Genomic DNA, 23,472 nt, shown 5'->3' on the forward strand with positions numbered 1-23,472 from the left:
GAAACCGCATGGCAGAGATCGAGGACAGATGCTGGTCACCGAAGGCCCCTTGCCGGATGAAATCACCGATCTCTCGTCCGGCTACCGGCGCGTGCCGGCCGGCAAGATAGTCAATGCCGTGACATGGATGGAAGCCTGCGCACCGGTGCCGGGTCTCGCCCAACCCCTGGCAATGACCCGGATCACCAAGCCCGACAGTGCCGCCTACCGCACTATCTTCCTCGAGATCGGCGCTCCCTGGCTCTGGGATCGCGCCGCCGAAATGTCGGATGCCGAAGTCGCCGCGCATTTTGCCGACCCGCGCCAGCATCTCTATTACGGCCATGATGAAAGTGGCGGCCATGTCGGCATGGCCGAATTCCGCGTGGCGGACGGCAACGAGATCGAGATCACCTATTTCGGCCTGTTTCCTTCCTTGACCGGCCGAGGTCTCGGCAAGCGGCTGATGGCAGGAGCGCTCGACCAGGCATGGCGCCTCGGCCCCCGCCGCATCTGGCTGCACACCAGCAGCATAGACCATCACAGCGTCATCGGCTTCTACAGGGCTTGCGGGTTCGAACCCTTTGCGGCGGGGTTCGAAATCACCGATGATCCCCGGATCAAGGGAACCCTGCCGCGCGATGCGGCCCCGCAAATCCCGTTGATCGAAACGGAATGGGTGCCCGGCGCCAGATGAGATCGTCTTCGCAACCTGCCAGCTTTTCGTCGTCTCACCATCGCCGGTGGGTACGGCGCGAAAGCATCCTGTCGAGGCTGGAGCAGCACATCGACACGCGCATCGTTCTGTTCGCCGCGCCCGCCGGTTTCGGCAAGTCGACGACGATGGCGCAGTGGGCCGCGGAAGTCGCGCGTCTGGGCAGACTAACCGCATGGTTCTCCTGCGAGGCGACGGACAATGACGAAGGCGCCTTCCTGGCGCATCTGGTGGGCGCGTTGCGCCATCTCGTCCAGAATCCGGCCGAACTCGACCTCGCCTTCCAGTCGAGCCCGATCCCGCAGCTCGACGTGGTGCTATCGGCTCTTGTAGCGGGTCTTGCCGCGCGCGACGCCGACATCACCCTGTTCTTCGACGACTACCACGCCATCGAGGCGCCGGTGGTGAAGCGGTTCATGGAGCGCCTGACGAGGCAGGCACCGGCCAACGTCGCCTTCGTCATCGGTTCGCGCAACCTGCCAGACCTGCAACTTGGCAAGCTCAGGGTGCTTGGCGACGTTTTCGAAATCGGCCCGGACGATCTGCGCTTCGCCTCGTCCGAGGCCGAGGCCTTCTTCAACGACAAGCTGGGCCTGAGTGTCAGCAGCGGCACGGTGGAAACCTTGTGTTCACGGACCGAAGGGTGGGCCGCCGGCCTGCAGCTCGCCTCGCTGTCGCTGAGCGCCGCGCATGCGCCAGAAACCGTCATCGGCAATTTCACCGGCGCCAACCGCAACGTCGCCGACTTCCTGATGGGGGAAGTGTTCCTGGAACTGCCGCCGGCCCTGGCGAAATTCCTGCTCCACAGTTCGATCTTCGAACGCTTCAGCGCCGAGGCCTGCCGGGCAGTCTTGCGCGCGGCTGATGCCGAGGCCGACATCACCGAGATCGAGACCCGCAACCTGTTCCTGGTGCCGCTCGATGAGGAGCGGCGCTGGTTCCGCTATCATCATCTGTTCCACGACTTCCTCAGCCGCGAAATGGAACGGCGCGAACCGGAGATGATCGCACCGCTGCACCTGGCCGCCGCAGAATGGTTCGGCGAACGCAAGATGCTCACCGAAGCCATCGGACACGCGCTCGCCGCCGGCGACCAGGCGCGCGCGGCGGTGTTCGTCGAAAACAATGCGCTCGAACTCATCGCCCAGTGCCAGCTGCTTTATGTCAGGCAGTTGCTGGCACTGCTGCCGAGGAAGCTGGTCGACCAGCGCATCCGGCTGCAACTCATCGTGCTGTGGCTGGCGGTGCACTCGAGCCAGCCCGAGATTGCGCAGCAGACGCTCGCCAATGCGCGCAAGCTCGTCGAAACCGGGCCGGCCGACGGCAAGGATCCCGGCACACTGACCGGCACCACCATCGAGGCCGAGATCGCGGTCCTCGATGCCGCCGTGCACAGCACGCTGGAGCAGTTCGAGGCCGCGCGCGATACCGCGCTGTCCGCCCTGCGCATCATCGCGCCGGACGCCTGGTTCATGGAGGGCGCGACGGCCAACGTCATCGGCTACAATCTCTATGCGCTGGGCGATCTCGAAGGGGCTCGGGCGGCGGCGGACGCCGCGCGCAAGGCGCATGAGCGAAGCGGCAGCCTGCTCGGCGTCACCATCGCCAATTGCTACATGGCCGTCATCGAGCGCTCGGCCGGCCGCCTGCCCGCCGCCGAAAGGCTGCTGCGCAACACGATCATCGAGGCCAGGACGCGGATCGGCGCAAACTCATATGCCGAGGCGCTCGCCGGAACGCTGCTTGCCGAACTCGCCTATGAGACCAACGCATCCGGCGAGGCGCTGACGCTGGTTGAGAATCTCGGGCCGCTGATCGAGGGCGCCGCCGTCATCGTCTATCCGCTGGCCAGCGTGCCGACCTATGCCCGCGTGCTGCAGCTGACCGGTCGTGGCGACGCGGCACTCGACATGCTGGAGCGCGTCTACCAGCGTGTGCGCGGTTCCGTTTATCGCCGGCTCGCTTCGGTGCTGGTGCATGACCGCATCCGGCTGCTCATCGACCAGAGCCGCATCGCCGAGGCACGCGCTCTGCTGAGCGAGCATCGCCGCGAAAGCACTGAGACCGCCCCTACAGTCGCCAATGAATTCGAGTTCTTCGCCGAAGGCAGGCTGCTGACAGCGGAGAAATCCTATGCTGCGGCGGCGGCGATTTTTGACACGTTGCTGGAGCGAACGAAAAGCAGCGGACGCATGCGTCGCCATATACTGGCGCTGATCCTGCGCGCCAGGAGCGCCGGCCACGACCAGCGCGAAGCTGATCGCTATCTTCTCGAAGCGCTGCGCCTTGCCCAGCCTTCCGGCTTCATCCGCTCCTTCGTCGACGAGGGCAGGCCTGTCGTGGAAGGGTTGATGCGGCTGCGCGCCGCGCAAGCAAAGACCGAGCCGTCACTGTCGGCCTATGCAACGCGCATCATCCATGCCGCGCAGACCATGCCTGTGCCGACGCGCAAGCCGGCGGCACCCGCGCCCGAAAAGGAACAGCTCACCCAGCGCGAGTCCGAACTGCTGCGCTGCCTGTCGGAAGGCATGTCCAACCGCGATATCGCTGTCGCGCTGTCGGTGAGCGAAACGACGGTGAAATGGCATTTGAAGAACATTTTCGGCAAGCTCTCCGTATCGAACCGCGTCCAGGCCGTGCGCGCCGCGCAGGCGGCCGCCGACCTTCGGCCCCCTTCGAAAGGAGGGGCATAGACATCTGGCGCAACCCCCTCTTTCGGGTCGGGCCATGGTATAGTTAGCCTGCTAGCGTCATCCCGGATTGCAGAGGACGCTGCGCATGGCGACAGGTTACGTTTTTCACGAACAGCTGATGTGGCATGACACCGGCCCCAGCGCCGACATGATGCCTCCCGGCCGTTTCGTGGAACCCGGACGGCATCTGGAATCGCCAGGGTCGAAGCGCCGGCTCAACAACCTGATCCAGGTCAGCGGCCTGGGGCGCCATCTGGTGCCGATCATTCCCGAGCCGGTGACGGTCGAGGACCTGCTGCGCGTGCATACGCAGCGCCACGTCGACGATATCAGGACACTGAGCGAGCGCGGCTCCGGCTTCGCTGGCCCGCAGGCGCCGATCGGCTTCAACAGTTTCGACATCGCCCTCTTGTCCGCCGGCACCACCTATGCGGCAATGCGCGCCGTGCTCACCGGCCGTGTCGACAACGCCTATGCGCTGGCGCGCCCGCCGGGTCACCATGCCGAGCCCGACCAGGCGATGGGCAACTGCCTGTTCTCCAACATCGGCGTCTCCGTGCGCCGGCTGCAGCATGAAGGCCTGCTCGGCCGCGCCGCGATAGTCGATTGGGACGTGCATCACGGCAACGGCACCGAGACGGTGTTTTATTCCGATCCATCGGTGCTGACGATTTCGCTCCACCAGGACAATCTCTACCCGACCGGGCGCGGCGCGCTGGCCGATAATGGCAAAGGCGAAGGCGAAGGCTACAACATCAACATCCCGCTGCCGGCCGGCAGCGGCACCGGCGCCTACGAAGCGACGTTCGACCGCATCGTTGCCCCGGCGCTGCGCGCCTTCAGGCCGGACCTCGTCATCGTGGCTTCCGGTTTTGATGCGTCCGGCTTCGATCCGCTCGGCCGCATGATGCTCAACAGCGAATGCTTCCGGCGCCTTGCCGCGCGCATGGTGGCGCTGGCCGCCGAGACGTCACAGGGACGCCTGATCATGACCCATGAAGGCGGCTATTCCGAAGGCTATGTGCCGTTCTGCGGACATGCCGTCATCGAGACACTGGCAAACCATCGCACCGAAGTGGTCGATCCCCTGTCGGATCATATCGACGAGTGGGCCGGACAGGACCTGCAGCCGCATCAGGCCGCGGTGATCGATGCCGCCGAGGGCCTGCTCGCCGGCCTGCGCCAACGCCTCGCAAGTGCTGCCTGACACGATGGATTTTCTGATCACCACGCTCCTCAACGCGCTGACCCTGATCAGTATCCTGATGCTGGTCGGGCTCGGGCTGGCGATCAGCTTCGGCCTGATGAACGTGACCAATCTGGCGCATGGCGAGTTCGTCACCGTCGGCGCCTTCGCGGTCTATTTCGTCCAGAGCATCGGCGGCTCCTTCTGGCTGGGGCTGGCCGCTGCCCCCATCGCCGGCGCGGTGGTCGGCTGCATCCTGGAATTCGCCATCATCCGCCACCTCTATTCGCGGCCGGTCTCGACCGTGCTTGCCACCTGGGGCGTCAGCCTGATCCTGCAGCAAGGGCTGGAACTGACCTTCGGTCTCGGCGCCAAGCCGGTGACGCCGCCGATCGAGGGCACGTTCGACCTCTTCTTCACCGTCTATCCCGCCTACCGGCTGATCCTGATCGCCATCGCCATGCTGACCCTGCTCGGCGTCGTGCTGCTGATCAGCCGGACATCCTTCGGCCTCGATATCCGCACCGTCATCCAGAACCGCGAAATGGCCGAAGGCGTCGGCATCAACACACGGCGCACCTATGCCATCGCCTTCACCTTCGGCGCGGCCATCGCCGGGCTCGCCGGCGGGCTGGTCGCGCCGCTGGCGATCGTGCTGCCGCAGATGGGAGTGAACTATCTTGCCAATGCCTTCTTCGTCGTCATTGTCGGCGGCGTCGGCTCGATCGGCGGCCTTGTCGCCGGCAGCGTCTTCGTCGGCGGCCTGACCAGCATCCTCAACTACCAGATCTCGCCATCCCTGGCGCAAGCGATCGTGCTGCTCGCGGCCATTGTCGCTGTGCGGCTGCGGCCCAACGGCCTGTTCAACGGGGCATCACGATGATCGCCCGGGACCGCAACTGGCTGCTGATCTTCGCCGTCTGCGCAGCACTCGCCATCGTCTATCCCTTCTTCGCCGACGGCTACCAGCTGACGGTGATCCGCGACGCCCTGATCTTCGGCCTGTTTGCCGCGAGCCTCGACTTCTTCTGGGGCCGCACAGGCATATTGTGTTTCGGCCACGCCGCCTTCTTCGGCATCGGCGGCTACATCATGGCACTCATCACGCTCAATGATGCCATCCCCTTCGGCAGCCTGCTTGGCATCATGGGCGCGGTGGCTGGCGCCGCATTCGTCGCCGCCATCATCGGCTACTTCCTGTTCTTCGGCGGCATTCGGGGCAGCTATTTCACCATCGTCACGCTCGCCATGGGCGTCATCTGTCAGCAGGCCGCGATCTCCTGGAGCTCGGTCACCGGCGGCGACAGCGGCCTGATCGGCATCCCGCCGATCGAATTCGATCTTGGCGGGATGCATGTCGATCTCAGCCAGGACCTGCCCAGCTATATCTTTGTTGCATGCATCGTCGCGGTGGTCGTGCTGGCGCTGTGGTCGATCAGCCGTGGCCGCTGGGGCACGGTGCTGACCGCCATCCAGGACAATGAGGTCCGGGCTGCCGCGCTCGGACACAACGCACCCTTGCGGCTGCTCGTCACCTTCGTCCTGTCGGCCGCGATCGCCGGGCTCGCCGGCGCGCTTTATGTCTGCATGGCCGGGCTGGTGGCCCCCGACCTGTCCGGCCTGCTTCTGTCGACCGAAGTCATCGTCTGGGTGGCGGTCGGTGGGCGCGGCACGCTGCTCGGCCCGGTGCTGGGCGCCATCGCCATCCAGCGCGCGCAGCAGACAATCAGCAGCTTCAATCCGAGCCTGTGGCCGCTGCTGCTCGGCTGCGTCTTCGTCATCATCGTCTTCGTGCTGCCGGACGGCATCCTGTCGATCTACGCGCGGCTGAAGAGCCTGTTCAAAGGCAGGAGGCAGGCGCAATGAGCGACGTGCTGCTTCAAGCCGAGAATGTCGGCATCCGCTTCGGCGGGCTGCAGGCGCTGGAAGGGTTGAACCTGACGGTGCGCGACAAGGAACTCTGCTGCATCATCGGGCCTAACGGCGCCGGCAAGAGCACCTTCCTCAACGTGCTCACCGGCACGCTGCGCCCATCCAGCGGCAGCGTGCGCTTCCTCGGCCACGACATTGCCGGCCTGCCGCTGCACCGCATCGCCCGGCTCGGCATCGCCCGCAAGTTCCAGATCCCGTCGGTCTTCCCGAACCTCTCGGTCGAAGACAATCTGAAGGTGGCGCGGTGGGGGGCGCCCTCGCCGGTTCGCCCGGTCGGCGAATTGCTGGAGCTGGTGGCGCTCACCGATCGAGCCGCCACGCTGGCCGGCGAACTGGCGCATGGCCAGAAGCAATGGCTGGAGATCGGCATGGCGCTGGCGATCGAACCACGGCTGCTGCTGCTCGACGAGCCGACGGCCGGAATGACACCGCAGGAAACGATGGCGACCGCGCAGATGCTGCTGCGGCTCAAGGGCGAGTTCTCGATTGTCGCCGTCGAGCACGACATCCGCTTCGTGCGGGCGCTGAACTGCGAGACGCTGGTGCTGCACCAGGGGCGCCGGCTGCGCAGTGGTCCCTTCCACGACATCGAGGCCGACGAAATGGTCCGCGACGTCTATCTGGGGAGGCGCTGACCATGTTGCGGACATTTGCCGTGTCGGCAGGCTACGGCCCGCTCCCGGTGCTGAACGGCATCGACCTCGGCGTGGCGCCGGGCGAAGTCGTCGGCCTGCTCGGCCGCAACGGTGCCGGCAAGACGACGCTGCTGCGCGTCATCGCCGGCGCCTTGAGGGCCAGCAGCGGCGCCGTGGTTCTCGGCGGCCAGGATCTCACCAATGCAGCGGCCTTCCGCCGTGCGCGGGCGGGCATCGCGCATGTGCCGCAAGGCCGTGGCATCTTCAACCAACTCACCGTGCGGCAGAACCTGGAAGTCGGCACGCGTGCCGCCCGTGATCGCGGCGACGGCGGCATTCCGGCCGACATCTTCGGCTATTTTCCGATCCTGCGCGAACGCGACGCACAGATCGCCGGCACGCTCTCGGGCGGCCAGCAGCAGATGCTGGCGATCGGCCGTGCGCTGTGCGGCCTGCCGTCGGTGCTGCTGCTCGACGAGCCCTCGGAAGGCATCCAGCCGAACATCGTGCAGTCGATCGCTGAACTGGTGCCGCGGATCGCCCGCGAGCGCGGTATCGCGATCGTTCTGGTCGAGCAGAATCTCGATCTCGTTCTCAAGGCGGCGGACCGCTGCCTGGTGATGGAGAAAGGCAGGATCGTGCATGAAGGCACGCCGGAGGCGTTCGCCGACGAGAGCCTGCTGAAGGATTTGTTGGCCCTATGAGGCGCGGCTGAAGCGCACCTGGGACCTGTTGGCTTTGTAAGGCGTGCATGGGGCGCGCCTGAACTGGAAGGGAACACAAAAATGATAAGCAGAAGAACTATCCTGAAATCCGGCGGCGCTGCCGCCGCCTTCGCCATGGTCGGCGCTCCATCGATCCTGCGCGCCGCCGACACCGTCAAGGTCGGCCTGTCGATTCCGATTACCGGGCTGCAGGCGATCCTCGGCGAGACGCTGCTCAATTGCTACAAGCTCGCCGCGGCCGAACTCAACGCCGCCAACGGCATTGGCGGCCGCCAGGTCGAACTGTTCATCGAGGATAACCAGACCACGACCAAGGGCTCGATCGACAAGGCGCGCAAGCTCCTCAATGAGGACAAGGTCGACGTGATCATGGGCACGATCATCTCGCCCGAGCGCAGTGCGACGCTGTCGGTGACCTCGAAGGCCAAGAAGCTGTTCTTCTACCCGACCAATTTCGAGGGCGGCGAATGCAACCGCTACTTCGTCGCCACCGGCCCGATCCCGATGCAGCAGGTCGACCCGATGATGCCGTGGGTGGCCGAGAACCTCGGCAAGACCATCTACATCATGGCCTCGGACTATGCCTGGCCGCAGAAGATGACCGAGGCGATCACGGCTGCCTACGAGAAGGCCGGCGGCAAGATCATCGGCGCCGACTACTATCCGTTCGGCACCACGGATTTCGGCCCGGCCTTCCAGAAGATCAAGTCGCTGAAGCCCGATGTCGTCTGGTCGATGGTGGTCGGCAACGACGCTGTCACCCAGCTCAAGCAGTATCGCAGCTTCGACATCAAGCAGCCGCTGATCGCGCCGCTCGACGAGGTCTTCAACAAGGACGCGCTGCCGCCCGGCGTCGCCGCCGGCACCTACGCGCCGCAGCCCTACTGGATGGCGCTCGACAATCCGGTCAACAAGAAGTTCATCTCGAGCTTCCGCGCAAAATTCGGCCAGGAAAAGATGGTCAACGGCATCGGCGAGGCCGGCTATAACGGCCTGCATCTCTATGCGCTGGCCGCCGAGAAGGCTGGATCGCTGAAGGACGACGATGTGCTCAAGGCGCTGCCGACCATCGAGTTCGACGCACCGCAAGGCAAGATCCGCGTCGATGCCTCCAACAACCACACGCTCTGCCATTCCTATGTCGGCAAGGCGGCGGCCGACGGCATCAGCTACGAGATCGCCAAGGATTTCGGCACCATCGCGCCGGTCACGCCCTACTGCAAGGTGTAGGCCCTCGCACCCAACCAATCCTGACGGCGGCGTTGCCGCCGCCGTCAGGGCTTCTGTGGCGCCGGCAGCCGCTCGCGCAGTTCGTCGACAAGCACACGGGTGTTTTCGGAATAGTCGATGGGCACGACGACCAGATGCACGCCGCCGCCCGCGAAGGCCTGCTCCAGCGCCGGCCGCAATTGGGCGATCTCGCCGACCCTGGTTCCCCTGGCGCCATAGGCCTCGGCGTATTTGACGAAATCGGGGTTGCCGAAGGTCATGCCGAAATCCGGGAACTCGTCGACCGCCTGCTTCCAGCGGATCATGCCATAGGCATGGTCTTCGAGCAGCAGGACGACAAGGTTTAGCTTGAGCCGGACGGCGGTCTCCAGTTCCTGGCTGTTCATCATGAATCCGCCGTCGCCGCAAATGGCCATGACGCGGCGTTGGGGATAGAGCAGTGCCGCCATCATCGCCGACGGCAAGCCGGCGCCCATGGTGGCCAGCGCATTGTCGAGCAGCAGCGTGTTTGCCATGCGCGTGCGGTAATTGCGCGCGAACCAGATCTTGTACATGCCGTTGTCGAGGGCGAGGATCCCGTCCGCCGGCATCACGGCGCGCACGTCATGCACGATGCGCTGCGGCGTGAAACGGTCTTCGGTGGCGCGCGCGGCGATGCGGCTCAAAATGCCTTCGCGCAGCGGCAGCAAGGCCTGTGCATTGGGGATCTTGCCTTCGACGCGGTCGGCCAGCAGCGCCAGCGAGGGGCCAAGGTCGCCGACGATCTCGGCCTGCGGGAAATAGACCTGCTCGACATCGGCCGAGTGATAGCCGACATGGATCACCTTCGGCCCGTTGGTACCCATGATGAAGGGCGGTTTCTCGACCGTATCGTGGCCGATGGTGATGATCAGATCGGCCTGTTCTATGGCCTCGTGCACGTAGTCGCGCTCCGAGAGCGCCGCCGTCCCCATGTAGAGTTCGGTGCCGCCAGGCACGGTGCCCTTGCCCATCTGTGTGGTGAAATAGGGTATCTGTGTGCGCAGCACGAACTGAGCGATATCCGGGGTCACGCGCGGGCGCGACGCCGCCGCGCCGAACATCAACAGCGGACGCTTCGCCTCCATGATCATCCGGGCAGCCCGATCCAGCGCGTCCGCGCCGGCAATGGGCAGGTCGACCGGATGCGTCGGCACCAGCGCGACCGGATCGCACTGGGCCGCCGCTATGTCTTCCGGCAATTCCAGGTGCACCGGACCCGGACGCTCCTCCTGCGCGACGCGGAAGGCCTCACGCACCAGCGAGGGGATCATCTTGGGCGAGACGATCTGGCGCGACAGCTTGGTCAGCGGCTTCATCGCCGCGACGATATCGACGATCTGGAAGCGCGCCTGCCGCGATGACAGGATGCCCTTCTGGCCGGTGATCATGATCATCGGCATCGCGCCGAGCAGCGCATAGGCCGCGCCGGTCGTCAGGTTGAGCGCGCCGGGGCCAAGCGTGGTGATGCACACGCCCGGCTTGCCGGTGAGCCTGCCGTAGGTAGCGGCCATGAAGGCCGCCGCCTGCTCGTGGCGGGTCAGGATCAGCTGAATCGACGAGCGGCGAATAGATTCGACGATATCGAGGTTTTCCTCGCCCGGAATGCCGAAAATCCGCTCGACCCCTTCGTTTTCGAGGGCCGCCACGAACAGATCCGAACCCTTGGTCATGAACCGTCTCTCCTGCAATGCGCACATTCCGTCAGCCACCTTCATATGGCACCGGAACGCGACGCCTCAAAGACCTGAAGCGTGCACTCATTCTGCAGGAGAGACCCGAATCCGCGTCCTACCGGTCAAAGACGCGTTGAGCAGGCCGCCTTGGGCGATGCAAAGAGCTGCGCCGGCGCAGACCACTGGCTGGCCGGTGCGCCGCGCGTGCCGGTGATCAGCGAGCGCAGTTCCGACAGATAGGTCTGCACGAAGAAGGAGGTCTGGCTTTCCAGCGGCGTATAGGGGCCCGGACGGTAGGCGCGCGACAGGATGCCGTCGGCATTGTCCTCGGTGATCTTCTTGTCCTGCACGGTGGTCACGTCCCACATCCAGCTGATTGCGTCTGCATCGACGTCCTGATCGGCGTCCTTGTCGACGAGCCAGGTCAGGATGACGTCGGTCTCCATGGCATTGCGCGGTATCATCTGGAACAGCGTGACATAGTCGTTGGCAGCGCTGGCGAAGGACAGCCGCCCGAGGCGGAAGCCGCTTTCGCCGCCATCATAGGCATTGCGGCCGCCCATCAGGCACGAGACCCCCTCGCCCGTATTGGACAAGGTGTTGCGGCCCGAGCCGATCGGCTTGCGGTGCATGGCGAACGGCATGGTGTCGAGGTCGCCCGGCTGCCATGCGCCCTTGTGGAATTCGGCATCGCCGATGACGCTGTGCCAGGCCTCGATTTCATTCTGCCATTCGACCGCCTTGTCGGCGTCGCGGGTCGCGGTGACTTTGACATGGCCGTTGACGCGGTAATATTCGGGATGCGCCGGCCGGCAATGGTAGCATTCGAGGAAGTTCTCAAGCACCAGCTTCCAGTTCGCCTTGGTCAGGTAGTTCTTGCGGGCGACAATGCGCGCCTGGTCGAGGCCATTTTCGCGCAACCCATCGGTCAGCCCCGCCGCGACAGGCTCGATGTCGGGCAAGGAATTGGCGTCCAGGCCACAGAACACCAGGCCGCCGAAACATTTCGAGGGCACGCGATGCAGTCCGAGCGCCTCCGGGTCCACGCTTGGCGGAAGATCCTGCCGCGACTGCAGTTCGCCGGTCAGCCTGAACGACCAGGCGTGATAGGGACAGACCAGAAGCTTGCCGCGGCCATCCTTGGTGCAGAGCCGCGAGCCGCGATGGGTGCAGACGTTGTAATAGGCCGCGATGTCCTCCTCGCCGTCACCGAAGCGCACAACGATGATCTCCTCGTCGAACAGCTGACGCACGATGTAGCGCCCTTTCTCGGGCACCTCGCTGGCATGGGCGACAAGCACCCATTGGCGCGGGAACCACAGATCCCGCTCCAGCGCGAAGATGGCCGGATCCGTATAGAAAGCCTGTTCCAGCGACCAGTCCTGACGCTGCCGGTCAATCAGGCGGACAATCTCGTTTCGATCGATGGGCTGGCTGTTCGGTGTGTTGGCCTGCACGGCGAACACCTTTCTGCACGCTGGCGTTAGGATGATGTTTCGATAGAGTTTGCGATGCCGAAAAGCTTGCGGCAAATACAGAAATGGTAGACCTTCATATCGAAAAGGCATGAAGGCAGAACCGAGCCCCGATCGTGAAAACCCTCAAGGCGTCACTTCCGCTTCTGAACGCCATGGTCGCCTTCGAGGCGGCCGCGCGGCATGGCGGCCTGACACCCGCCGCGCAGGAACTCAACATCGCGCAATCCGCGGTCAGCCGCCACGTCGCCAATCTCGAAAGGCAACTTTCGGTCGAACTGTTCACGCGTCAGGGCAACCGCGTCGCCATCACCGGAGCCGGCATGGCGCTGGCCGAAGCGATCCGCGAAGGGCTAACGACCATTAGGCAAGCGGTGGAGGAGTTGACCGAGCACGACAGCGACACATTCGTCGTCGGCTGCAGCCATGATCTGGCGCAAGCGTGGCTGATGCCCCGCTTCGGCCTGATCACTTCGCTTGTCGCCGATGGCCGCGTGCTGCTGCAGACATCCAACGACTACAGGGATTTCGACCAGCCTGAAGTGGCACTGTCGATCCGCTTCGGCGAACCCGAACAATGGCCTGATCTTGTTGCCGAAAAGCTGTTCGACGGAGAATGGTATCCGGTCTGCGCGCCCGCTTTCCTGGCCCGGCATCCGGCGCTTGCGACGGAAGAGCCGGAGGCTTTCCTTGACGTGCCTCTGCTGCATCAGGCCACGCCGCCCAGGGCGATCGACAGCTGGCAATCGTGGATCGGAACCGACCGCAAGCTCGAGGGTCCGAGGTTCACGAGCTATATGTCGATGATACACGAAACCATCGCCGGCCGCGGCGCGGCACTGGCCTGGGCCGGCTTCGCCGACGAGCAGCTTCGTCGCGGCCAGCTCATCCGTTTGACCAAGGCCTCGCGTCGCCACGCCGGCTCCTTCCACATCGTGATGCGGAAGAATGCCGGTCCGCTGGTCAGGTCGGTGGCGCAGGCACTGCTTGGGAGCGTCGGCACCACCTGAGGGATCAGGCTTCGCGGCCAAACCGTGAGGCGTCGTGGCGCGCGCCCCAGGCTGGCATGGCGGCCTCGACCTCGGCTTCCGACTTGAAGGCATCGGAGGCGTAACGGTCGACACGGAAGCGTCCGGGCGAGACGAACGGGGTCTGGCCGAGGGCGAGTTCGCAGGCGAGCCGGCCAAGGCCCGGGCCATGGGTGACGCCGCTCTCATTGTCGCCGCCGGCGATCACGACGTTGTCGCTGCCCGGGATCTTGCCGACCACGAGGCTGTTGTCGGGTGTGTAGCACGGCACGCCTTGCGCCCAACTCGCGATCCTCGAGCCGCGCAGCGGCGGGAAGATCGTCTGCAATTCCGCAAGCTCTTGTTCGGACGTCGCCTGCATCAGTTCCAGATTATGCGGTTGACCGGGTTCGATGCCGCTGTCGGCCGTTTTGTAGAGAGGCTGATAGTGCCTGCCGGTGCCCCACATGACGGCGCCGAATGTTTCGCGCAGCCACAGCCGCAACTCGCGGCACTGGACTGTCGGGATCGTCGACGGCAATCCCCTGTTGTCGGTGACGATACGCGTCGCGACGACCCGCAGCAGCGGCAGCTGCCAGCCAAGGCCTGCGATCACTTGGTTGTTCCAGGCGCCGGCGGCAACGATCGCGCCATCGGCTTCAATGCTGCCCCGGTCGGTTTCGATCGTCACCCGATCACCCGCGTCCTGGACGGCGGTGACGCGCGTCCCGCTGCGGAAGACGCCGCCAAGCTCACCTATCTGGCCGGTGAGCACCTTCATCGCCAGGGTAGTATCCAGCTGGATGCCGTGCGGGTTGTAAGCCGCCGAGTGGACGCGCGCCGGATCGATCAGGCCCTGCATCTTCTGGCCGATCTGCGCGGCGTTCAGATCCTGCATTTCCGGCGGCGCGTAGGGAGAGTCCAGCACCGGACGCACGAAGCGCTCGCGTCCATCCTCGGTCAGCGCCATGATCAAGGTGCCGTTCGGCCGGTAGCCGATCTCGACGCCGACCTCGTGCAGCCGGCGATAGAAATCGAGCCCATACTGCTGAAGCTGAAAACCTTCCTCGCCGAGCGGGATCATGCCCGCGGACCAATGCGAGACGAAACCCGCACCGGCGCCGGTGGTCGCCGCGCCCGGCTGACCCGCATCGATGATGGTCACCTGGCGCACGCCGGACCGCAGCAGATGCACGGCCGCGCTGCAGCCGATGATGCCACCGCCGATCACGGCGATATGTCGGTTGCTGCCTCCGGTGTGGTTGCCGTTTGTACTCATCTCTTCTGTTCTCCCTTCACTCATGGCCCGGTCCCGCCGGCGGGGCCGATATGTCTTTCCAGCCACCACAGGATGCGCGCGGCACTGTCGATGTATTCGGGGTAACCGCGCAGGCTGTGCCCAGCTTTCGGATAGATGACGAGAGCGCTCGGCGCTCCGGACCTCAAGGCCGCGAAATGGCATTCCTCGGCCTGTCCCGGCGGTGTGCTCTTGTCGATGGCGCCAGCCATGATCAGCGACGGCACGATCTTCTTCTGCTTGTGGAATGCGGGGCTGCGCGAAAAATACTCGCCGCCGGATTGCCAAGGCGACGTCGTCAGCATGATCTCGTCAAATTCAGGGATTTGCGACGTGCGATGCTGGCTATACCAGTCGCCAACCGGAGAGATCGGCACCGCCACAGCGAAGCGGTCGCTCTGCGAGGGCAGCCAGGCTGACATGAAGCCACCATAGCTGGTGCCGGTAACGGCGATACGCGTGGCATCGACCAGCCCGCGCGCGATCAGCGCGTCGACCCCGCTGATGATGTCCTGCGCGTCGGCGCCGCCCATGTCGCCCTTGACGGCACGGGCAAAGTCGTCGCCGCGCCCGGTGCTGCCACGCGGGTTCGGGAACAGGATCGTCCAGCCACGGCTGGCAAGGATGGCGCCGGCGCGCGAACGGCCAAGCCAGCGGTTGCGGTGCGCCGAAACCGGTCCGCCATGAACATCGACCAGGAGCGGCGTCGGGGCCGTCGCGCCAGACGGCCGCACCAGCCAGCCCTGGATGGTCAGCCCGTCCGGCGCCGGCCATTCGAAGGGTTCGACCATACCGCAGGCGGCCATCGCCTTGGCAGCATCGGGCGCGGCCAGCGAGGCCAGTTCAACAATGGAGCCATCCGTCTCTTCGGCCAGGAACGGCGCGCGCGACCAGGATTCGGCGATGAACAGCGAGCCCCTGTCTCCGATCGGGTGAGACGCGGGCACCCACTCGCCATGGGTGAGTTCACGCGACGCCCAATGTTGCGTCGCGACCGCACTGTCGAGCGCGAAATCGCCGCTCACGGTTTCTGGGCCGCCGGCACCGGCAAAATGGATGACCGTTGCCGAACGCCATTCGACCGATGTCACATCGATGCCCGGCGTGTCGGCAATTACAACCGCGCCGGTTTTCAGATCGAGGATGGAAAGCAGGCCGGCAACCAGCCCGCGATCGCTGCAGAATGCCTGGACGAAGGCGACCTTGTCTCCGCCCGGACCGCCCCTGACGCAACCGATCTGGTCCTTTGGCGTATGGATCGTCCGCGCGGAGCCCGAGCCGGCGTCGACCAGCGCCAGATGCGCCCTATACCAGCTGCCCTCGCCATGATCGTCGCTGACCAGCGCGGCAATGCTGTCGTTGCCGGACCAGCTCGCCTCCCAGACGTTCAGCGGCGGGGCGGTGAGCGGGCGAGCGGCACCCTCGATGTCCCAGATCCATATGCGGCGCCAAAGGTCCTCGCCCTCGCCCAGCCGAACCTCGGGCAGCCAGGCGACGGCTTCCGCCTGTTGTTTCTGGGCATAGCCGCCGTGGATACCGGCAAGGTCGGCCGCGGTTCCGGCGACCACCAGAAGAAGTTTCCTGCCGTCCGGCGACCAGTCGAGCTGTTCGATGCGCCCTTGCAGGGCGGCGCTCGCGACAACGGCACTGTCGAACCATATCTCGACAAGGTCCGTCGCGGGACCGTCACCCTGGCAGGCGAATGCGAGCCGCGACCCGTCAGGCGACAAACGGATCTGCCGCGCTTCCCTTTCGCTGAGCCGTTTGAGCGGACCGCCGCGTGCGACCTGATAGAGCCTGCTCGCGGGTCCATCCTCGATCGTTCCTTCGGAACTGTGGCCGATGAAATGGAGTTGTCCCGCGCCATGATGGCCGCACAGCGAGCGGCCGCCGAAGACGTGGCCGGGGGCGCCCAGAAGATCGCTGTAGAAGCCGTGGACGGCTTCGAATTCCGCCGAGGAGCGAAAATCCCGTTGCATCGGATACCCTCATAGTCATGCGTTGCGAACCCACGACGCAGAGCCGCGCCGCACTGTCCTGATGGCAACGACGGCGACCATACAGGCTCAATCGGAGCTGTCTAGACACATGTGTCTGTGGCCTGATAGTTGATAGGCACTGCATCTGGATCACGCGACCGGAACGCTGATTGATCCGGCATTCCGAGATGTGGGTACTGCCGAGAGAGCGAGGAAAAAGTGACCGTTTCGAATGCCGCCCGGGCAATTTTTGACAGTGAAATCATTTGGGATGCGCATTCCGGCTTCATGCCGGATCCGGCGGCGGACCTGAACAATCTGCAGATATGGCGCGATGCCGGCATCGACTATCTGTCGATCGACGTCGGCTTCGATCTGTTGCCCTGGGAGCAGACTGTCAGGACGCTGGCGAATTTCCGCCATTGGATCCTTTCCAATTCCCAACACTACACTCTGGTCTCCTCGGTCACGGAAATCCGCAAGGCCAAGGCCGAGAGCAAACTCGCGATCACCTTCGACATAGAGGGCATGAACGCGCTCGACGGCCGCATCGAGATGGTGGAGTTCTACCACCAGCTCGGCGTGCGCCAGATCCTGTTCGCGTACAACAGGAACAATCTGGCCGGCGGCGGCTGCCACGATGTCGAGACCGGCCTGACGACGTTCGGCCGCGAGGTCATCGACGAGATGAACCGTCTCGGCATGTTTGTCGACGTCACCCATACCGGCTACCGCACTTCGATGGAGGTCATGGAGTATTCCAACCGGCCGGTCATCTTCTCGCACTCCAACCCCAAGGCGCTTTGCGGCCACGGCCGCAACATCACCGACGATCAGATCAAGGCCTGCGCACGCACTGGCGGCATTGTCGCAATCGTCGGGCTCAATCGTTTCCTCGGCGAAGGCCGGACGGATTCGGAGAGGCTGGCCGACCATATCGAGTACCTCGTCGATCTGATCGGCCCGCGCCATGTCGGCATCGGGCTGGACTACGCCTTCCCGGTCGACGTCAAGGGCATCGACCGCATCATCTCCGACAACCCGCAATTCTGGCCCAAGAACGAATATCCGGAAGGTGCCACGACCTACTCGGCCCCTGGCCAGATGCGCGAACTGGCCGAGGTGCTGCTGCGCCGTGGCCAATCGGAGCAGGCAGTGCGCGACGTCATGGGCGGCAATTTCATGCGGCTCGCGAGCGAGATCTGGAAGTAGGCGAGAACGCGGGCCGCGCTTCGGCTTTTGATCCAGCTTCCGCCGACCGGCGGGCCAGCCTGCCCGGGGTGGGCCGATGGCATTTCGCCCCCGCCGGAGTGCCGGCAGGGGCGGATCGGATATCGGGATTTTGCGCAAGACCGGCCATATTCAAGATTCGAACATGCCAGCAAAATTTTCGCTAGACATACATGTCTATCCCTAGCAGTTTTAGCTGACCGATAAATTCGGCGCGGTTCGAAAAAGCCAGCAGATCAAGCACGACAATTAAAACAGCAGAGGGGTAGAGCATGTCCATTTTTACCGACACCAGGATTTCGCGACGCGGCCTGCTGGCTGGAGCCGGAGCCTTTGGTCTTGCCTCGATGGTCAATCCGAAAATCTCCTGGTCGGCCGATGGTCCGATCCTGAAGGTGCGCTCATACGCCGACATCCAGACGCTCGACCCCTGCTTCCGGCTGGCCGCGCCCGAAGGCGATATCACCAGCGTCATTTTCGCCGGGCTCGTCGTCACCACGCCTGGCGAGAGCTGGGGCTGGCGGCCGATGGCGGCGGAGACGATCACACAGCTCGACCCGCTGACCGTCGCCTTCAAACTGCGCGACAATATCGGCTTCACCGACGGCTATGGCCAGATGACGGCGGAGGACGTCAAATTCTCGATCGAGCGCATCGCCGACCCGGCCAACAAGAGCCCCTATTCCGGCGACTGGGCGACGCTCAAGGAAGTCGAGGTCAAGGACAAGCTCTCTGGCATCATCCATCTCAAGCAGGCCTTCGCCCCACTGTGGACATCCACCTTGCCGACGCCGTCCGGGACCATCCTGTCCAAGAAAGCCATCACCGAACTCGGCGGCAAGTTGGGCGTCAAGCCGGTTGCGCAGTCAGGCCCCTACATACTGAAGGAATGGCTGCCCAAGCAGCGCACTGTGCTGGTGCGCAACCCTGACTGGAAGTACGAGCCGGGCGGCTTTGCCGAAATCCACATCCATCCGATCGAGGACGAGAAGACGGGAGAACTCGGCTACGAGGCCGGCGATCTCGACTACACCTGGACCGCGGTCTCCTCGATCTCGCGGCTGAAACAGACGCCGCCGCCGAAGACCAAGGTCGTCGAGAAGCCGTCGCTGGCCTTTGTCTGGCTGGGCATGAACCAGGATGTCGCGCCGTTCAACAATCCGAACATGCGCCGCGCGGTGCAATATGCCGTGGACCGCAAGGCCGTCGTCGATGCCGCCTATTTCGGCGCGGCCGCCACCGCGACCGGCATCATCGCGCCCGGCCTGCCCGGCCACCGCGAGAAGAACCTTTTCGACTACGATCCGGACCGCGCCCGCGACATGATCGCCAAGGAGGGGCTCGCCGGCACCACGATCACGCTCGACATCCTCAACAAGACCGAGCGCCTCACCGCCGCTCAGGTGGTGCAGTCGAACCTGCAGGATGTCGGCCTCAACGTCGAGATCAAGCAGAACGACAGCGGCACCTTCTGGACGCTCGGCGCCAAGGAAGGCGACTACTGGAAGAAGCTGCAGATGGTCATCAGCCGCTTCTCCATGCAGCCGGATCCAAGCTGGGCCACCGCGTGGTTCACACGCGACCAGATCGGCGTCTGGAACTGGGAGCGTTTCTCCAGCGAGGAATTCGACAAGCTTAATGCCGAGGGCATGGTCGAACTCGATCCGGCCAAGCGCGATGTCATCTACAAGAAGCTGCAGGACCTGATGGAGGAAAACGGCAACTACGTCTTCCTCACCCACGAAGTCACCGGCGTCATGTATCGCGACTCGGTCGTGGCCGGCCTGAAGCCGAACGGTGAACCAGTGTTCACCGATTTCAAACCGGCATGACATCGACCCGCGGGGACCTGCCCCCGCCGGAGACGTTCCGACGGGTAATGACATGATCCGCTACGCTCTCAAGCGTCTGTGGCTGGGCGCCATCATCATCAGCTTCGCGCTGATGATGATGTTCGCCATGGTTTACCTCATCCCCGGCGACCCGGCCTCGGTCGCGCTGGGACCACGCGCGACGCCGGAGATGAAGGAGGCGTTGCGCGAGCGCATGGGCCTGGATCAGCCCGTCTGGCGGCAATTCGTGAACTTCTATGGGTCGGCCTTGCATGGCGATCTCGGCACGGAAGTCTTGTCCGACCGGCCGGTGCTGAACGTGGTGATGGAGCAACTGCCGTTCACGCTGGCGCTCATCATCGGCGGCATCACCTGGTCGGTGGCGCTCGGCATTCCGCTTGGCTGCATCGCGGCGGTGCGGCGCGGAGGCTTCGTCGACCAAGTGATCGGCGTATTGTCGGTGGCGATGATCGCGGTGCCGTCCTTCGTCGTCGCCATCTATTCGCTACTGGTCTTTGCCGTTGCCCTGCAATGGCTGCCGGCAATCGGTGCCGGCGACCCCGGAAACCTCGCCAGCCAGCTTCAGCATCTCATCCTGCCGTCATTGGCGGTCGGCCTTGGCTGGATCGGCTATATCTCGCGCATGGTACGCGCCTCGATGCTGGAGACGCTCGAGGCCAGCCATATCCGCACGGCGCGCGCCTTCGGCCTGCCGGAACACCGCATCATCTACACCTATGCGCTACGCATCGCCGTGCTGCCGACCATCACCCTGCTCGGCGTCGGCATCGGCCATATGCTGTCGTCTTCGGTCTTCGCCGAAATCGTCTTTGCCCGCCCCGGCATCGGCAAGCTGGTCTATGAAGCGATTTCGGTGCGCAACTACCCCATTGTCTCCGGAGCCGTGCTGGTCACCACGGTCTTCTTCGTCCTCGTCAACGTAGCGGCAGACATACTGGTCGGCCTATTGGATCCCCGTGTCAGATCAAGTTTCAACTGAGCTGTCCTTTCGCGGCAGCCGCCTCGGCGGCGTGTGGCGCACCCTGCGCCGCATCATGCGCGAGCCGCTCGGCGCCATCGGCCTGACGCTGGTGGCGGTGGTGGTGCTTTCGGCTGTGTTCGCCAGTGTCCTGACCAGCTATACGCCGAGCAAGATTTCGCCGGCCGAGCGCTTCGCCTCGCCCAGCCTTATGCACCTGCTCGGCACCGACCATCTCGGCCGCGATCTCTTCACCCGGGTTCTCTACGGCGGACGCGTCGCGCTGATGATCGCGCTGGGTTCAACCCTGGTGTCGCTGATTGTCGGCGTGGTGCTGGGCCTGATCGCCGGCTATGGCCCGCGATGGCTCGACAATGTGCTGCTGCTCGTCTTCGACGCAGTGAAGAGTTTCCCGACCGTCATGCTGGCGCTGACGCTGGTCACCCTGTTCGGCCCCTCGCTTTACGCGGTGGTGCTGGTGGTGATGCTGGTCAACGTACCGGGCTATGCGCGCATCATCCGCACCCAGACGCTGGTGCTCAAATCCGCCGAACATGTCATGGCTGCACGCTCGATGGGCGCAAGCGCCGGCCGCATCCTGCGCGTCCATATCCTGCCCAACATCATCGGCCCGATCCTGATCCTGGTGTCGATGGACATCCCCGTGGTGGTGGCGATCGAGGCCGGCATGAGCTTCCTCGGGCTTGGCGTGCGGCCGCCGACGCCGAGCTGGGGCGCAATCCTCAATGACGGCTTCGCCAACATCCGCGATTCCTACTGGATCGTGATCGCCGGCGGCCTGCCGATCGTGCTGACCACGCTCGGCTTCACCTTCTTCGGCGAGACCTTGCGCGATCTCTTCGATCCCCGACTGAAGGGGCGGTCATGACGGTTCTCGCGGTCAAGAATCTCAGCGTTGCCTTCCACACCGAGAGCGGCCGGCTGGAGGCGCTGAAAGACGTCAGCTTTTCCGTGCCCTCCAACCGCAGCGTCGGCGTGGTCGGCGAATCCGGCTGCGGGAAGTCGACGCTGATCAACGCCATACTCGGCCTGCTCGCCGACAATGGCGAGATCTCGTCGGGCGAGATCGTCTTCGAAGGCGACAAGGACCTCACCCGGCTTGACCCGACCGCGATGCGCGGGCTGCGTGGCCGCAGGATCGCCACCGTGTTCCAGGATCCGATGGGTGCGCTCAATCCCGTGCTTTCGGTGGGACGGCAGATGCGTGATATCCAGTATCGCTCAGGCCTGTCGAAGCGGGACAAGGACGCGCGCTCGGTCGCCATGCTGCGCAAGGTCCGCATTCCCGATCCGGAAAGCCGGCTGGCGCAGTTTCCGCACGAATTCTCCGGCGGCATGAAGCAGCGCATCGCCATCGCCATGGCACTGATGATGGAACCGGCACTGCTGATTGCCGACGAGCCGACCACCGCGCTCGACGCGACGCTGGAGGTGGCCACCATCGAGCTGCTCAAGGACCTGCAGCGCGAGATCGGCTGCTCGGTGCTTTTCATCTCGCATCACCTGGGGGTTATCGCCGAACTCTGCGACGAGATGATCGTCATGTATGCCGGCGAAGTGGTGGAGAGCGGCACGACCCGCGAGATCTTCCATGATGCGCGTCATCCCTATACGCAAAAGCTGCTCGCCTGCGATCCCGCGCGGCTGTCGCAACGGGTCGCCCGCCTGCCGACCATCGCCGGAACCTTGCCGGATCTGCGCCGGCGGCCGAGCGGCTGCGTCTTCCAGCCGCGTTGCGACCGCGCCGATGCGCAATGCCTCACGACACCTCCCAACGCTCCACTTGGCGGATCTCACATCGCTCGATGCTGGCACGCGGACGTTCCCCAGGGGGTGATGAGCGCATGAGCTCCGACGACCTGCTCCGCGTCAGCGATTTACGCGTCTCGTTCCGGGTCGGCGGGCTGACCGCCAGGCTGGCTGGCCGCGCCACGGAGATCGAGGCGGTCTCCGGTGTCAGCTTCAACCTGCAGCGCGGCACCACTTTCGCGCTGGTCGGCGAATCCGGCTCCGGCAAGACCACTCTCGCACGCACGATCAATGGTCTTCAGCCCGTCAAATCGGGCACGATCCTGTTCGAAGGACAGGAGTTGCAGGGTCTCTCCAACGCCGCGATGAAGCCGGTGCGGCGGCGCATGCCGATGATGTTCCAGGATCCGATCGGGTCGCTGTCGCCACGGCTCAGCGTGCGGTCGCTGCTGTCGGAGCCCTTCGTGATCCATGGGCTCTCCAACCGTGATCTCAACGCCGAGGTCACACGGCTTCTGACGCTGGTCGGGCTGCCGCGCGAGTTCGCCGACCGCTATCCGCACCAGCTGTCCGGCGGCCAGGCACGCCGCGTCGGCGTCGCGCGGGCGATCGCGCTCGATCCCGTGCTGGTGGTTGCCGACGAGCCGACGGCCGGCCTCGATGTTTCCGTACAGGGCGAGGTGCTGAACCTGCTCAACGATCTGCGCGACCGCATGGGCCTGTCGATGCTGATCATCACCCACAATCTGCATGTCGTGCGCCAGATCGCCGACCGCATGGCGGTCATGTATCTCGGCCGCTTCGTCGAGCAGGGTGAGACCGAAGCGATCTTCCGCGCGCCGCATCATCCCTATACGGCGGCACTTCTATCAGCCAATCCGGAGCCCGATCCCGACAGGATGCACCAGCGCATCACGCTGCCGGCGGACGTACCGTCGCTGCTGGCGCGGCCCAAGGGCTGTGAATTCCATACACGCTGCCCGCAAGCACAGGACCGTTGCGCGGTCGATGCCCCTGTCCCGGCCGCTGTAGGCGACAGCCGTCTGACCTGCCATTTCCCGCTGAACACATAAGGACAGCCTCGGCACATATGGCCGGGGCGTCGAGAGGAGCC

The 23,472-nt window shown here is 64.6% G+C and carries 19 protein-coding genes; 15 read left to right on the forward strand and 4 right to left on the reverse strand.

What is annotated here, in order from left to right:
* Positions 1–28: 28 nt before the first annotated feature.
* The 8 genes from FJ977_RS05805 to FJ977_RS05840 all read left to right on the forward strand — a co-directional run bounded on the left by FJ977_RS05805 (position 29) and on the right by FJ977_RS05840 (position 9,095).
* Positions 29–676, forward strand: coding sequence for a GNAT family N-acetyltransferase (locus FJ977_RS05805; RefSeq protein WP_246682820.1), 648 nt, complete (start codon positions 29–31; stop codon positions 674–676).
* Entirely contained in the window at positions 673–3,387 is a 2,715-nt protein-coding gene (locus FJ977_RS05810) for a LuxR C-terminal-related transcriptional regulator (protein ID WP_140769352.1), read from the forward strand. The genes FJ977_RS05805 and FJ977_RS05810 overlap by 4 nt, the downstream gene beginning before the upstream one ends.
* An 85-nt stretch (positions 3,388–3,472) precedes the next feature.
* Positions 3,473–4,594: a class II histone deacetylase gene (locus FJ977_RS05815; RefSeq protein ID WP_140769354.1), complete on the forward strand. Its 1,122-nt coding sequence runs from the start codon at positions 3,473–3,475 to the stop codon at positions 4,592–4,594.
* Between the two features lie 4 nt (positions 4,595–4,598).
* Positions 4,599–5,456, forward strand: a complete 858-nt coding sequence (urtB, locus tag FJ977_RS05820; protein ID WP_140769356.1) for an urea ABC transporter permease subunit UrtB — start codon at positions 4,599–4,601, stop codon at positions 5,454–5,456.
* Complete coding sequence (locus FJ977_RS05825; RefSeq protein WP_140769358.1) at positions 5,453–6,439, forward strand: branched-chain amino acid ABC transporter permease; 987 nt, start codon at positions 5,453–5,455, stop codon at positions 6,437–6,439. Before urtB ends, FJ977_RS05825 begins: the two co-directional genes overlap by 4 nt.
* Positions 6,436–7,140, forward strand: a complete 705-nt coding sequence (locus FJ977_RS05830) for an ATP-binding cassette domain-containing protein (RefSeq protein WP_140769360.1) — start codon at positions 6,436–6,438, stop codon at positions 7,138–7,140. Before FJ977_RS05825 ends, FJ977_RS05830 begins: the two co-directional genes overlap by 4 nt.
* A 2-nt stretch (positions 7,141–7,142) precedes the next feature.
* Positions 7,143–7,844: an ABC transporter ATP-binding protein gene (locus tag FJ977_RS05835; RefSeq protein WP_140769362.1), complete on the forward strand. Its 702-nt coding sequence runs from the start codon at positions 7,143–7,145 to the stop codon at positions 7,842–7,844.
* Positions 7,845–7,925: 81 nt separating this feature from the next.
* Entirely contained in the window at positions 7,926–9,095 is a 1,170-nt protein-coding gene (locus tag FJ977_RS05840) for a substrate-binding protein (protein WP_140769364.1), read from the forward strand.
* A gap of 44 nt (positions 9,096–9,139) precedes the next feature.
* Here FJ977_RS05840 and FJ977_RS05845 read toward each other — a convergent pair whose 3' ends face one another.
* On the reverse strand, positions 9,140–10,786 hold the full coding sequence (locus FJ977_RS05845; RefSeq protein WP_140769366.1) for an acetolactate synthase large subunit: 1,647 nt from the start codon (positions 10,784–10,786) through the stop codon (positions 9,140–9,142).
* A gap of 125 nt (positions 10,787–10,911) precedes the next feature.
* Positions 10,912–12,246: an aromatic ring-hydroxylating dioxygenase subunit alpha gene (locus FJ977_RS05850; protein WP_181179621.1), complete on the reverse strand. Its 1,335-nt coding sequence runs from the start codon at positions 12,244–12,246 to the stop codon at positions 10,912–10,914.
* A 134-nt stretch (positions 12,247–12,380) separates the two neighbouring features.
* Here FJ977_RS05850 and FJ977_RS05855 point away from each other — a divergent pair, with 134 nt between their 5' ends.
* Positions 12,381–13,274 carry a LysR family transcriptional regulator gene (locus tag FJ977_RS05855; protein ID WP_140769370.1) on the forward strand — a complete coding sequence of 298 codons (894 nt, stop codon included), beginning with the start codon at positions 12,381–12,383 and terminating at the stop codon, positions 13,272–13,274.
* 4 nt (positions 13,275–13,278) lie between these two features.
* Here FJ977_RS05855 and FJ977_RS05860 read toward each other — a convergent pair whose 3' ends face one another.
* Positions 13,279–14,550, reverse strand: coding sequence for an FAD-binding oxidoreductase (locus tag FJ977_RS05860; RefSeq protein WP_140769372.1), 1,272 nt, complete (start codon positions 14,548–14,550; stop codon positions 13,279–13,281).
* 20 nt (positions 14,551–14,570) lie between these two features.
* Entirely contained in the window at positions 14,571–16,547 is a 1,977-nt protein-coding gene (locus FJ977_RS05865; RefSeq protein ID WP_140769374.1) for a prolyl oligopeptidase family serine peptidase, read from the reverse strand.
* A 219-nt stretch (positions 16,548–16,766) separates the two neighbouring features.
* On the opposite strand from FJ977_RS05865, the gene FJ977_RS05870 reads away from it, so the two are divergent.
* The 6 genes from FJ977_RS05870 to FJ977_RS05895 all read left to right on the forward strand — a co-directional run bounded on the left by FJ977_RS05870 (position 16,767) and on the right by FJ977_RS05895 (position 23,431).
* The gene (locus FJ977_RS05870; RefSeq protein WP_140769375.1) at positions 16,767–17,759 is read left to right on the forward strand and encodes a membrane dipeptidase; all 993 of its coding nucleotides are present in this window, start codon (positions 16,767–16,769) and stop codon (positions 17,757–17,759) included.
* A 290-nt stretch (positions 17,760–18,049) separates the two neighbouring features.
* Positions 18,050–19,609, forward strand: coding sequence for an ABC transporter substrate-binding protein (locus tag FJ977_RS05875; protein WP_140769377.1), 1,560 nt, complete (start codon positions 18,050–18,052; stop codon positions 19,607–19,609).
* A gap of 52 nt (positions 19,610–19,661) precedes the next feature.
* Complete coding sequence (locus FJ977_RS05880; protein WP_056564683.1) at positions 19,662–20,609, forward strand: ABC transporter permease; 948 nt, start codon at positions 19,662–19,664, stop codon at positions 20,607–20,609.
* Entirely contained in the window at positions 20,587–21,477 is an 891-nt protein-coding gene (locus FJ977_RS05885; RefSeq protein WP_246682822.1) for an ABC transporter permease, read from the forward strand. Before FJ977_RS05880 ends, FJ977_RS05885 begins: the two co-directional genes overlap by 23 nt.
* Positions 21,474–22,457, forward strand: a complete 984-nt coding sequence (locus tag FJ977_RS05890; protein ID WP_140769379.1) for an ABC transporter ATP-binding protein — start codon at positions 21,474–21,476, stop codon at positions 22,455–22,457. The genes FJ977_RS05885 and FJ977_RS05890 overlap by 4 nt, the downstream gene beginning before the upstream one ends.
* Positions 22,454–23,431 carry an ABC transporter ATP-binding protein gene (locus FJ977_RS05895; protein ID WP_140769381.1) on the forward strand — a complete coding sequence of 326 codons (978 nt, stop codon included), beginning with the start codon at positions 22,454–22,456 and terminating at the stop codon, positions 23,429–23,431. Before FJ977_RS05890 ends, FJ977_RS05895 begins: the two co-directional genes overlap by 4 nt.
* The last annotated feature ends 41 nt before the right edge of the window (positions 23,432–23,472 follow it).

This window comes from Mesorhizobium sp. B2-1-3A, assembly GCF_006442655.1.
Classification (GTDB): domain Bacteria; phylum Pseudomonadota; class Alphaproteobacteria; order Rhizobiales; family Rhizobiaceae; genus Mesorhizobium.